Raw genomic sequence first — 13,572 nt, 5'->3', positions numbered from 1 at the left:
TGGATGGTAAAAATGAAAAGAATTTCTGAGATATTAGCAATCCATTTCAAAAAATGGGGCGTTAATCATATATTTGGCATACCCGGCAAACCAGTCACTCCACTCATTCTTGATTTACATCATAACGGTATTGAGTTTGTATTATCGAAGCATGAGTCGGGCGCTGGATTCGAGGCAGCTGGTTATGCCTTAATGAGTAATCAATTAGCCGTTGTGATTGGAACATCGGGCCCAGGTGCCACAAATCTGTTAACGTCTGCCGGTCAAGCAAAAGCATCTCATCTACCTGTTTTATTTATTACCGGTCATCCATCGATCCAAGATTCAGGTAAAGCGATAGGCCAAGATTCAACGATGTTTGGAACAGATGTTGTTAAAATGTTTGAACCTGTGACCAAGTATAGCGCCAGAGTGGAAAGAGCGGATACGTTTAAGTCTTATTTTCAGCATGCTATAGAGAAAGCCTACTCCGGAGTTAAAGGTCCGGTGCATCTATCCATCGCTGCAGACGTGTTAGCTGAACATATACCTGAGTTTGAAATGGACTTACCGGAGGTTATTTATCCGATTGCTCCAAACTTAGATCAGTGTAAGAACTTAATAAACCGTCCTGGTAGAAAAGTTATTTTTGTAGGCAAAGGGGTACATTCGAGCAGGGCCTATCGCGAAGTGAAAATGTTAGCCGAGATTTTCGATATTCCAGTCATGACCACGCCAGGAGGAAAGGGCGCATTTGAGAGTAATCACCATTTGTCATTGGGGGCTTACGGTCTTGGAGGGACTGAGGCGTCTAGCGCATACGTTGAATCCGGTTTAGATTTGATGATCGTCATTGGGACTAAACTTTCCGATATGTCCGTTGCCGGTCTAACACCCTCCAATTATCCCAAAACCGTCATTCATTTTGATATGGACCAAACTTTCATAGGTAAAACGATTCAGGTTGAAACATTACCTATTGTTGGCGATATTAAAACGAATCTAAATGCGTTATTTGAAAAACTGAATTACAAAGAAATTAATAAAATGACCCTTCATATGGATGATCATAAACTAATAGAACCTCCCATGGAAATGAAATCTCCAATGTCAGCCGTTGAAGCTGTTAAAGTGATGAACGCAACGTTGGATGAAGATACGATCATTTTCGGCGATGATGGGAGTCATACGTTTTATGCGATAAAACATTATGATATTAAGATGCCCGGTACTTTTTATTTTGATGATGTGTTCGGTACCATGGGCCATGCCATAGGGTATTCGATTGGAGCCAAGCTTTCAAATCCCAAAGCTAAAATCGTCTGCTTAACCGGGGACGGATGCACGTTTATGCATGGAACTGAAATTTCTACTGCTGTTAACTACGAAGCGAATGTCATTTTTATCGTTTTCAATAATGGGAAAATCGATATGGTTGATACAGGAATGACTTTGCACTTAGGAAAAGCTGTAGGAACTGTCTATCAAACCATGTTAGATGTTCAAAAGTTTGCTGAATCCATGGGGGCTCTTTCTTTCAAATGTTTCGATGCTGAGGAACTCGAAAATGCGATAGAACATGCTAAAGTTGCCAATAGAACAGTCGTTATTGAAGCAATGGTTGATCCGTTAGAGATTCCACCAACAACGAAGAGGGGATAAATATGAGTAGAAATTCAGATCATTATAACAAGGGAATGGAAGTTCTAAATGAGATGGTTGGTGAACAAGGTTTAAAAGCCATCGAATCCTTCCATAAATTCTATCCCGATTTTGCAGATTTTCTAGTTTCATTTGGTTTTGGGGAAATCTACTCCAGAGAAATATTAGATTATAAACAAAGAGAAACCATCACGCTGACTGCATTAATTTCACAGGGCGCTTTTGAGCAAATGGGATTTCATATTAACGCAGCGCTCAATGTGGGGATGAGTCCAAAAGAAATCATTGAACTCGTGATTCATTGTGCCGCTTATGTTGGGTTTCCAAAAGCATGCAGTGCGATGGTACAGGTCATGACTGTATTTGAGCAAAGAGGTATTCAGGTAGAGGGCTAAGCACTTTGCTACAATTCCGGAAGAACCCTTATGAAGGGTTCTTCCCTTTTTTCTACTCAAGTCAAAATTAAAAGCATGAATCCGCTACAAGACCGAATTCATGCCCCTACAGTTTGTTTAAAATGACGTGTCTGCCTTTAAATTAATATATGTCTACCGCTTCGCCTTATAAAACTCATGGTACAGCTTCATGAGCAACCGCTTCTCGATCAATGGTACCGATCGAGATCAGATCCTCAAGGTCTTCGCCAGCGTTATCAATTTTTTTGACGATGTGAACACGAAACGATGTCAGCCAAAGAAAACAAACCGAACACTGTGTCCTTACAGAGCTCGGTTTTATAGTCCAGCATAAAAAATGATGGTCTCAAATCCATATTCTTTTCTTTTGCATCACGTATTTGCCGAATAACATTTCAACCTGCTGCGAAAATTAATCTTTGGTGAAGCTATCAAGAGATATGAAAAAGCTGGTAGGAGTGAGTCCCTGCCCTGCCGTCTTACGGGTTATTTATCAAATCAGGAATAGGTCTTATTTATTGCCCCACAATTCCACACGCTCTTTATACTTCTGGTTGATGATTTCTTCTACTTTCTCATCGCCTGCTTTTTTCATATCATCCAGCATTTTGTCGAAGGTAGCATTAGCTTCTGCTTCGTTTGGTGCAATGATAACACGAGTAATGCTTTGGTCCATGATGTCTTTAACCTTTTGAGCAGTCAGTGCTTCAGGTGTACCGCCATCTGGGTTCAGGTTATCATAAGGTGCAGTATCCCATACGGAATCACCAAGGCTCTTAAGGGCCAAGTTGTCGACTTCACTACGTTTGTATTTAACTGCCATGTCGTAAGGCTGGCCGTTTGGATCCAGACCGTTCTTGACGAACCACAGCCATTTACGAACGCCGCTCTTCTTCACTGTATCATCCCAGTTATCCTTGAAGCTTTGTAGGAACGCAGGATCTGGTACTCTCTTGCCGTCTTCCATCTTGTACTGCTCACCTTCTTTACCCCACAGCAGCAAGTGTTGTCCTTCGTCGCTAGCCAGGTAGTTGAACAGTTTCATCGTTTCTTCAGGATGTTTGTTGTTCTTCGTAATCGCAATAGCATCCCATCCCAGAGAGCTTCTTGGTCCAAAGGTAGTATGAGCAGGGTCAACGCCTGGAGCTACAACTTTATACGGGTAGAACTGATTTTTCTCGCCGCCGTCTTTCTTCAGCGCGCCGTTCGCGTTACCTGGGTCCCAATACGCAGCCGGAGTAGCAAATACTGTACCCGTGGTCAGCTTTTGAATCCAAGTTTGTGTTTTGCTGATCGCAAATTCTTTCTCAATCAGCCCTTCTCTGTACAGACGGTTTACGTACAAAATCATCTCGCGGTATTTAGGGTCTTTAACATCATATTGCAATGTGCCGTTGTTATCATAGTAAGTCTTCAGGCCCCACATGCCTTTGAAGGTACCCAGGATTGCGCCCATGTTCTCACCGTTCATGGTCATTGGCACAGTCTCTTTACCGTCGATTTGTTTATGTTTCTCTTTGAAGCTCTTCAGCAGCGTTTCGAATTCATCCGTGGTGAGCGGCTTGCTTCCGTCAGCTTTGTCTGGAGCCAGCTCCTCCAGCAGGTTCTGTCTCATCAGCATCCCGAATACAGGGTCGCTGTCCAGACCGTACCAGTTAGCCAGATAGTAGTTCTTTCCATCTTTATAGCGGGTTTTGGTCAGTGTATCACCGTACATCGCTTTCAAATCTGGTCCGAACTTCTCAATCAGATCATCCAGTGGAATGAACGCACCGCTATTGATGTATTTATCCAAGGAAGCGTCTCCACGACTCATCAGCACGACGTCAGGATAGTCACCACTAGCCAGCATCAGGCTCAGTTTCTCTGTAGGGTTACCGGTAGGCTGCTGAATGGAAACCTGAACTCCAGTTTTCTTCGTAATTTCTTGCGCTACTGCATCAGTGAACGGCTCACCTTTGGTATTGGCGTCGAACCAAGTCAGTGTAATCGGCCCTTTTGTTGTATCGTCTCCGGCCGATTGGTTATTACTCCCTTTTTCATCTTTGGAAGCGCATCCAGCTAAAAGTCCAACAGCCAGTGCAGCAGTAACACTTACGTTCAACCATTTGTTTTTCTTTACAATAGACACCCTAATTCCTCCCATATGAGTAAGTAACTTATCTAGTTCATTCAGCAACCGAGCAGATTTCCCCGCTCACCCCCTTTCAGGGTAGACCGCTGGACACTCATCCGACGGCCTTCTATTTACTTAACTATATCAACTCTTAACAGCACCCAGTGTCATCCCTTTAACAAAGTACTTTTGCAAGAATGGATAAACCAGAACGATAGGCAGTGTAGCAACCATGGTTGCCGCCATCCGAATCGTATCACTAGAGACCGCATTCCGTTTCGCCGAGTTCGCCAGCATTTGCGTCTGTGAGATCATACCGCCGGTCTGGAACTGACTCAAGATTTTTACCAGCACTGCCTGAAGTGTCTTCAGGTCCGAACGATATGTAAACGCATAAGAGTCAAACCAGGAGTTCCAGTGGCCGATAGCCTGAAAGAGTCCGACCGTAGCAAGTACCGGTGTGGTCAGTGGCAGCACGATCCGGAAGAAAATCGTCAGGTCGCTCGCGCCATCCACTTTTGCCGACTCTTCAATCTCGTTGGGCAGGCCTTCCATGAAGGTACGGACAATAATCATATAGAAGACGTTCATCAAACTTGGCAGAATGAAAACCGAGAAGGTATCGATCATGTGCAGCGCCTTGAGTACCATGTAGTACGGAATCAGACCACCGCCGAAATACATTGTGAAGACAAAGTATAGGTTCCAGCCCTTGCGTCCAACCAAGTTGCGTCGGCTGAGCGGATAGGCCAGCATCGTGATGACCATTACCGACAACGGTGCGCCGATAATTGTACGTTTGACGGTTACCCAAAGCCCGCTCAAAATCTCGCTATCTTTGAAAATCTGATTATAGCTGTCAAAGGTCAGCGCTCTTGGCCAAAAATAGACACCTCCGCGAACCGTGTCCTCCGCACTATTTAATGAAAGAACAAGAATGTTCCAGAACGGCAGGAAAGTGACCAACAAGATGATGATCAAAAAGAGATATACAAAAAGTTTAAAAATATGATCCCCGAATCTATTTAAAAGCATCACAAGCGCTCCTCTCGATTTTTGTATTAGAACAACGCCTGGTCGTTCACTTTTCTGGAAATCCGATTCACAATCACGACTAGGATGAAGGCGACAACGGATTTGAACATCCCTACGGCAGCCCCATAAGAGAACATGCTGTTTTGCAGACCGTATTTGTATGCATAGATATCGATAACTTCGGAGTATTCAAGCACGGTGTTATTTTGCAGCAAGTACTGCTGTTCAAAGCCTGCATTCAAAATGCCGCCGACAGCCAGAATCCCCAGAATTACAATCGTTGGGCGCAGGGCTGGCAGCGTGATGTGCCACATTTGCCGGAAACGGCTGGCACCGTCTACCTTAGCTGCTTCATAAAGCTCAGGGTTGATCGCCGAAATCGCTGCGAGATACATGATGGCGCTAAAGCCCATCTCTTTCCACATGTTAGATAGTGCGATAATCCACCAGAAGAGCGGACCGTTCTGCAAGAACGCTACCGGCTCTTTTACAATACCCAGCAGGACCAGCAGGTTGTTCAGCATACCGTCGGAAGCCAGCAGTGTGATAACAATGTTCGCCGCGATAACCCAGGAGATAAAGTGCGGTAGGTAAGAAACCGTTTGCACGAATCGTTTGAAGAATCCTTGTCTCGCTTCATTCAGCATCAGCGCCAGCAAGATCGGTGCCGGGAAGCCGAAGAACAATGTCAGCAAACTGGTTGCAAGTGTATTCCGCATTACGCGGTAGAAATCGCCTGTTGTAAAGAAGTACTCAAACCATTTAAAACCTACGAATTCAGCATGGAAGAACTGCTCAAAGAATGTTCCTCCGCCCGGCTGATAGTTCGTAAACGCCATATACAATCCGAACATAGGACCATAAGAAAATAGCAATGTCGCAATAAAGGCGGGCAGCATTAGTAAAAATAACCATTTTTGCTCTCGGAGTCTGCTAAACAGACTGCTACCCCCTGTTGCTTTGATAGCGCTTGCTTTCTGCATCAAATACCCTCCCTTGTTCTATACAGCAGCGTGCCTAGCGGCAAATCGAATCAACATCTGATACATTTATATTAAATCCGTGCCAGGTCCCTTTCTATACTTGAATCCTCCGAAAGATACCGCTTTTTAAAGATGTTTTGAGCTATTCCAGTCTTGGATTCTGGTATGTTGTCTGCTATGATGAACTAGGCTATGCTATGAAACTCCAGATAAAGAAAGGGCTTTCATCATGCTACAATTATTCAGAAAATATATCTACATGCCTTTTATTGACCTGAGCTTCCGCGCCAAGCTCTTCTTCGTCTTCGTACTGGTTACCATCCTTCCGATGATGCTGCTAGTCTACTTCTCCTATGAACTGACGAAGTCGAAGCTGACGGATCAAATCTACATTAATATGATGAATTCCACCGCCCAGATTAACAAGAACCTGGAGAATAAGCTGGATAGCTATGAGCATATCTCCGCTTCTATCTATCTCGACAACCGGCTGACCAATTACTTGACCAGTGAGTATCAGGATGATCCCTCTTATCTGGATGTCTATAAATACATCGGCAACCGGTTCGATACGGTGATGGCTGCCTATCCCGATTTTGATAGCGTATTCATCTATTCTGACAATCCTTCTCTGCCGAAGGACAACTACTATATAAGACCGGTAATACCAGAGGTGGAGCATAGTGAACTGTATAAGCAACTACTGCAATCTCATGGGAACATCATTTATCTCTCTTCACCACAGACGAAAGACAGTCCCGCCATGTTCACCCTGGCCCGGCTGCTGAACAACAACCGCAACCAGTATCCTTATGGTGTTCTCGTCTTTCGGATTTCTGAGTCAGTCATTTACTCGCTAATGGAGAAAGAAGCCGGCGGCAAAGATATCTTCATCATGAATGACAAGGGGATTATACTATCAGCTGCTGATAAGCAATTATTGAATGCCAGCCTGCCGGAGCTGTTGGATCATCAATTCGAGAAAATACCATCGGGGCGGTTTGATACGACCTACAAAGGGGTTAAGGCGTTTGCGGTCTATAATACGCTGAAGAATGGCTGGAAGACGGTGTCCATTTTCCCTTACGAGAGCATTATCAAGGACGCCACCTCACTATCCAATCTGATTATCAAAATCTCCCTCTCCTTCATCGGCGTAGCGCTGCTGCTGATCTTCATTACTGCTTCCATGTTCAGCAAACGTATCCGTACGTTAATTCGCATGGTCCGGCAGATTGAACGGGGGAATTTTACGACCAAGGAAGAGCAGTTCGGCAGCGATGAGATTGGCCAGCTCCATTTTGCCTTCAAACAGATGACGGCGAGGCTGAACAATTTGATCAACGAGGTGTATCACAAGGAGCTGCTCGGCAAAGAGGCAGAGCTCGACCTTCTGCAGGCGCAGATCAACCCACATTTTCTATACAATACGCTCGGCTCCATCTCGTCACTGGCGGCCAAGCATAGTGATACGCGCATTCAGGATATGGTGCTGCATTTGGCCAAGTTCTACCGGATCTCGCTCAATAAAGGGAAAAGCATCCTAACGATTAACGAAGAAATCAGGTTGACGCAGAGCTACAATGCCATTCAGCTTATCCGCTTCAAGGGCCAACTGAATATCACTTACTCGATAGATGAAGCGATCCTGCCCTACTCGACAGTCAAGCTGACCCTGCAGCCTTTTATTGAAAATGCAGTCATTCATGCCATTTGGACGCAGGAGAGCCCGCTGAATATTCATATTAAAGGAAACACCCAGGAGAACGACATCATCTTGTCCGTTATTGATGATGGGATGGGCATGAGACCGGAAACGCTGGAGTCGCTGCTGGAGGAGAAACCGGGTCGGGGCTACGGGATTTCGAACGTGAATCGCCGGATCAAGCTGAAATTTGGCGAGTATTATGGAGTGAACATTTATAGCCGGCTCGGCATAGGCACCACCGTTCAAATTCGTTTGCCGCAAAAAATGGTGTAGGTCACTGCAGACGAAATTAACAGCATTTTTGCACCTTAAATTCTAATTCAGAAAAGTGACAATTCGCCTACAATGCAGAAATGGCGGTGCAAGGATATTCTCCTTAGCACCGCCATTTCTTCGTTTTCCGTTCGCTTTTTCATCAAGCAAGCTGTCCCCTCAGTGATTCTATCCGCTTTTGAGACAGCTCCTTTGTTATCATACTCGCAGCAATTACTCCAACCGCAGAGCCTATTTCAAAATCAAATTGTAGATCACTTGAGCGGCTTCCGCACGGGAAGCAATCTCTTTAGGCGCAAACTGTCCTTGACTTTGGCCTTGAATTAAGCCAAGTGTTGCCGCCTCATTCACGGAAGCTGCTGCCCAATCCGACACCAGGTTCATATCTGTGAATCCTGATTCTGCAGCAGGCGCATGAACCTTGCCGTTCTTCAGTTCATAGGCCTTCATCAACATCACCGTGATTTCCTCACGCGTTATCTTGGCGGAAGGCTCGAACATGCTCGCGCTGCGTCCGCTCACGATTCCGGCTTTGTAAGCCACCGCGATCGGCTCGGCATACCATGCGCCTGATGCTACATCTGTAAAGCTTGTAGTATCCGTTGCAGTCAGTCCCAAAGAATGAACCAGCATGGAGGTGAACTCCGCACGAGTTATCGCCCGGTCCGGTTCAAACTTATCACCGCTAGTGCCTTGAACTAGCAGCTTTGCCGACAACTCCTTGATCACTGCGTTAGCCCAGTGATTAGCTCGCACATCCACAAAGGTGCGATTCAGTTCCAGCACAGCATATTTGCTGAAATGGCTGATTTGGGCGGTCAATACACCGCCGCTATATTCTGCAGGGACATACTCTAGCTTGCCATTATCGGCAATGTAGTAGATGCCGCCTAATTTGGCATCGAAACCATCTGCCGGCTTAAGGCTCAGCGTAATCGGCGAATCAAACACAGCCAGCTTCTCCGTTACGCCTTCTTTGGACGTCACGGACAGACTGAACTCGTAAACCTCGCCTTTCAGGCTAACCTTTGCATGGGTCGCTCCTGCTGCCGCTGCAACGACTTCATCAGACTTGCCAGCAAGCGGAACCATTTGTAGCGAGATCGTGCTGTCCCCGCGCTGACCTTCCGGCAGCTTATTCTGCAGCTGCTTGATCACAGCAGCCGGCAATTGTACGGACAGCTTGTCGGATTTGAGTTCCAGAGATTGGTCGCCAAGCTGGCGCAGAGCTGCCGCAGACAGCTGCACAACCTTGGTGTCGGCCTTGAGTTCAACAACCGCCTTACCAGCAGCGCTGTCCACCTTCAGCATATCAAGTGTTACATTCAGTGTACCGGCAGGGCTTGGCGCATTGCTTCCTGCGCTGTTGCCGTTATTGTTGTTATTACCCGAATTTATTGGATTCTCAGGTGTCCCTGGATTTTCTGGCGTTCCTGGACTCTCATCCGCAGCCTTGACTGTAATCTCTGCGGACGCTTTGAAGCCTCCATCCACCGTTTCAACTGTAATTACAGCCTTGCCCGGTTTCACAGCAGTAATGTTGCCGTAGATTGCCTCTCCAGTTACACCATAGGTTACAGCGGCTACTGATGTGTCGCTGGAACTCCAGGTTACAGCTTTGTTCGCTGCATCTTGTGGTGTTACCGTTGCAATCAGCTTGCCGGTTTCACCAACAGCCAACGTCAGCTCCTTCTTATCGAGTGAGACACCCGCCGCTTGCTTAGGAGCGGTTGTCAGTTTGACCAGCTTGGAATCCGCAGCTTCCAACGCAGCAGTCCAAGAACCGATCGCAGTCGAAGTTTCACCTGTCCACAGGTCCTTCACCATGTAGGTTACAGAAGGGTCCAGTCCAGCACGAGCCAGATCCACCGTCTTGTTCACGGAAGCATTGCCACTGTAGTTGAATACAGCCAGGTAGTAATCGTTACCGTCCTTCAGAACAAACGTATCCGCAGCATTAGCGTTAGTATTGCCTTCAAGCGGCTTGAACGCTTTGCCTTTCAGGGCTACATCAAGCACATCTGTGTTGTTATACAGAGCGGTCATGTACTCTTGTGCCTTCGGATCGTTCACATTATCGGAATCCAGCAGCACGGTTCCGGAGATCACACCGGAGTTCATCCGGCTGCGAGCCTCTGTCAGTGTAGCAGCGCGGCTCAGCGCCAGGTGATCCGGGTCGGTGTACGTGTAGATCGTGCCATTTTGCCAGAAGCCATAAGTTAACGAATTAAGCATGTATTCTGTCTCATTGATTCTGCCATACGTATCACAGGAAATTCGTCTGCTGTGTGCATATTGGCTTGGAAAAATCGGCGCGATTGATTCGCTGATGAACATCTTGCCGTCGATCCGGTCTTTAACATAACGCATTCCCTCGTTATACGCCTGAATGCCTGTAGTTACATTTGGATCATAGTGTTGTCCTTCCAAAGCGCCATGGGTCAGGAAGTCCAGCTTGATAAAGGTGAAACCCAGGCGTTTAAATTTGTCCAGGAAGTAATTCATACGCAGCTTCGTTCCCGGATGGGTCACATCCAGTGGATATGCGCCGTCCAGCGTCGGCAGCGGCTTGCCGTTAGCATCCTTCAGGACAATATCCCCGTACTTGTACTTCCCGTCGGTACCGTCTACCACCTGGTCCATATTATTGCCCCAATATACAAACGGCGCCCAGTAGATGCCGGCATGCTGCCCGTTGCCCTTGATCACCGAGACCACATCGGCAAGCTGCTGATCGTTCAGATTATCCCAATAGGAATCCATATTAATGAACACATTGCCGTTATTGTTGAACTTCTTCAAGTTATCCTTGAAGAAATTCGAGACATCCACTACGTCTTGATAGGACAGTGAGCTTTCATAAGCTCCCCAGCTGTTCCAGCCCACCGGTACGCCTTGTGGCAGCTCCGGATTCAGTTCCAGCGGAGGTGCGATAACAGCATTCGCTCTGCCGTATTCTTCAAGTCCTGTACGGTAATCACTGAATCCGCCCACCATAATGGTCGGCGAGGACAGATTCGTACCGGTCAGGCTGCCATGAGGCTGAGTATCACGGGTAACATCGCTAGCTGCACCGCCATACACGACCAGTTCGTTGATACGGTTAGAGGAACCTTTCCAATCGATTCCTGTCTTCCAGGTATCATGTGTTACAGAACCAAGCACCAGCCCGACGCGAGTTGTATTGTTGAACACCGTTGTCATTTCATAACTCGTATCCGAACGGTTCATGTTCTGGGTTTTGTATCGAATCCAAGCATCATTGTCAAACGGTACCGTCAGTACACGGTTATCACTGCTGGCACCGATATCCAGGCCACCCGTCCGCTTTAAGGCAATTGGAGCCATGTAGTTGGTTTTGATTACGGAATCGCTTTCAACATTCAATGCGGTCAGGAAGTATGTCTTGTTGTCATAGAACTTGTAGCTCTGCTTCATTGTCGGTTTACCAGCCGAGGTATGAACAAAAGTAACTTCAATCCCTTTACCAAAACCGTCTTCAATGGCTGTCGGCGCTCCGGCAATGACATGGCTCTCATAGCCTTTGCTATCTACCAGAGTATCGTTCAGTTTAATGCTGCTGTAGATAGCTTTCAGCTTCAGGCCCTGACCCAGCGAATAGCCGATAAGTCCAGTCTTGGTGTTAAAAGCTACTTCATATTGTCCACCCGATACCAATTGACCGTAAGTATATTCGGTAACCGTGATGGCTCCGTAGCTTTGCGAAGATCCTGGTGTACCAAGATTGTCATCTTCTTCCCCCGGCGTGCCAGGCTCTGAATCCATAGCCGGTTCTACAATAATGCGGTCCAAATCCGGCGAATACGAGTTGCCGTCCGAGAACGTGATCGAGTTATCGCCTTCGTTCAGCGGCAGGATTAGTTCATATGTGCCTACGGTTTCCCAATCCGCTGTCTTCGGCGGAGAGTAATACTGCGGTTCACCGCCGTTTGCGCTAACATAAAAGCTGCGCGGATCTCCGGAAAAATAAGCAACCGTAATCTTGTAATCTCCAGTCAGCGGCGCCTTAATTCCGTTGAAGGTCAAGGAGCTGCCGTGATTGAGATAGCCTACTTTCTTGCCTCCGGATGCATTAGTGCTATCCGCAACACGCGCTTCGCCAGTCGGCGTATTTGCAGCAGATTCCGCCTCATAGCTGAGTTTGAACGGAATAACCTCGATTTTGTCCATATCCGGAGAATACCAGTCATGATCGGAGAACGTGATGGTGTTCGTACCGGCATGGAGTTCAACCTCCACATCATACGTTCCTACCGTGTTCCAATTGGCAGTCTTCGGTAGATCGATCAGATCATCCGATCCATTATTCACCTGCATGTACACCGGGCGTTGATCACCGGAAATATAAGAGATGCGAATGATATGCGTTCCGTCAGCCGGAGCCTTCACATTCGGGAACTTCAGGGAGCTGCCTTGGTACAGATCGGCGACTTTTTGCCCCCCGGAGCTGATGCTGCTGTCCGCACGTTTGGCCTTTCCGCCCAATTCATTCTCAGTGGCTTCTGCCTCGATCACGGTTCCGCGGAGTTTGCTCTTCCAATCCCCGCCATGACCGCCACCCGGTTCCTGACTACCGTCCATACCACGAATGACGATCTTATCAATGTCGGGAGCATACCAGTCGTTATCATCAATCAAGATCGTATTTACACCTGCATTCAGCGGAAGCGTTACGTCATAGGTACCTACCGTCTCCCAGTCTGGAGTCTTAGGCGGTGATTCATACTGCTTGTCGCCACCATTGGTACTGATATTGAATGAGCGTTGATCGCCCGAAATGTAGTACACTGTGATTTTATAATTGCCAGTCTGGCTTACAGTAACATTGTTGAACCGAATGGAGCTGCCTTGATACATGCCTCCGACTTTCTTGCCGCCGGAAGCGGCCGCGCTGTCATAGACGGAAGCATTTTTTGAAAGTGTATTGCCTGAGTCTTCAGCTTCGTAAGTATTGATCGTATCATCGGCATAAGCTACTCTCGCGAACTGGGTGCCGCCAGCAGTCACGAGACAGAAGATGATGAGGAGCAAAAACCCTTTTTTCATCACTTGCCTAAGCATAACATCCCTCCGTTAGGTGATCTTGTCTTAGTAAGACTGGGGGCGCAATCATTAACTGCTCTGGAGCTTTACTCAATACATTTTGAAAAAACTCGTTAGCGCCACTCGCTATATTCTACTTATGGCATTGCTTCCAAAAGTCGATAAAACGCCATTCCCTAACCTGTTCCCTGGATGTAATCGTCTTCCAAAGAACGCTATCCAAGACCCTCCTTCCTTGTTAAGGTGTAATCATGCTGCACAATATGAAAGCGCTATCGGATCTAGAAGAAGCAAAACCTCTAGGCTGCTGCGGGTGCCAGACCCTCTCTTGTATTG

At 46.9% G+C, this 13,572-nt stretch carries 7 protein-coding genes and 1 pseudogene; 3 read left to right on the top strand and 5 right to left on the bottom strand.

Features of this window, described 5'->3' with window-relative positions:
* The first annotated feature begins 12 nt into the window (after window positions 1–12).
* Window positions 13–1,641: a thiamine pyrophosphate-binding protein gene (locus tag GCU39_RS01840; protein WP_152391941.1), complete on the top strand. Its 1,629-nt coding sequence runs from the start codon at window positions 13–15 to the stop codon at window positions 1,639–1,641.
* Window positions 1,642–1,643: 2 nt separating this feature from the next.
* Window positions 1,644–2,036, top strand: a complete 393-nt coding sequence (locus GCU39_RS01835; protein WP_152391940.1) for a carboxymuconolactone decarboxylase family protein — start codon at window positions 1,644–1,646, stop codon at window positions 2,034–2,036.
* Between the two features lie 211 nt (window positions 2,037–2,247).
* Here the strand turns inward: GCU39_RS01835 and GCU39_RS32440 are convergent.
* The 4 genes and pseudogenes from GCU39_RS32440 to GCU39_RS01815 form a co-directional block, all read right to left on the bottom strand.
* Window positions 2,248–2,331, bottom strand: a pseudogene (locus GCU39_RS32440) (flagellar biosynthesis protein FliA); the annotation flags it as partial.
* A 237-nt stretch (window positions 2,332–2,568) separates the two neighbouring features.
* Window positions 2,569–4,188 carry an extracellular solute-binding protein gene (locus GCU39_RS01825; protein ID WP_227793412.1) on the bottom strand — a complete coding sequence of 540 codons (1,620 nt, stop codon included), beginning with the start codon at window positions 4,186–4,188 and terminating at the stop codon, window positions 2,569–2,571.
* A 129-nt stretch (window positions 4,189–4,317) separates the two neighbouring features.
* The gene (locus tag GCU39_RS01820) at window positions 4,318–5,208 is read right to left on the bottom strand and encodes a carbohydrate ABC transporter permease (protein ID WP_152391939.1); all 891 of its coding nucleotides are present in this window, start codon (window positions 5,206–5,208) and stop codon (window positions 4,318–4,320) included.
* Window positions 5,209–5,234: 26 nt separating this feature from the next.
* The gene (locus GCU39_RS01815) at window positions 5,235–6,191 is read right to left on the bottom strand and encodes an ABC transporter permease (protein WP_152391938.1); all 957 of its coding nucleotides are present in this window, start codon (window positions 6,189–6,191) and stop codon (window positions 5,235–5,237) included.
* A gap of 229 nt (window positions 6,192–6,420) precedes the next feature.
* Here GCU39_RS01815 and GCU39_RS01810 point away from each other — a divergent pair, with 229 nt between their 5' ends.
* Window positions 6,421–8,172 (top strand): sensor histidine kinase, encoded by a 1,752-nt coding sequence (locus tag GCU39_RS01810; RefSeq protein WP_152391937.1) that lies wholly within the window; start codon window positions 6,421–6,423, stop codon window positions 8,170–8,172.
* 231 nt (window positions 8,173–8,403) lie between these two features.
* On the opposite strand, the gene GCU39_RS01805 is transcribed toward GCU39_RS01810, so the two are convergent.
* Window positions 8,404–13,254, bottom strand: coding sequence for an S-layer homology domain-containing protein (locus GCU39_RS01805; RefSeq protein WP_152391936.1), 4,851 nt, complete (start codon window positions 13,252–13,254; stop codon window positions 8,404–8,406).
* Window positions 13,255–13,572 lie beyond the last annotated feature (318 nt).

The organism is Paenibacillus guangzhouensis (genome assembly GCF_009363075.1).
Lineage (GTDB): Bacteria > Bacillota > Bacilli > Paenibacillales > Paenibacillaceae > Paenibacillus_K > Paenibacillus_K guangzhouensis.
This window is presented reverse-complemented; position numbering and strand designations above follow the sequence as displayed.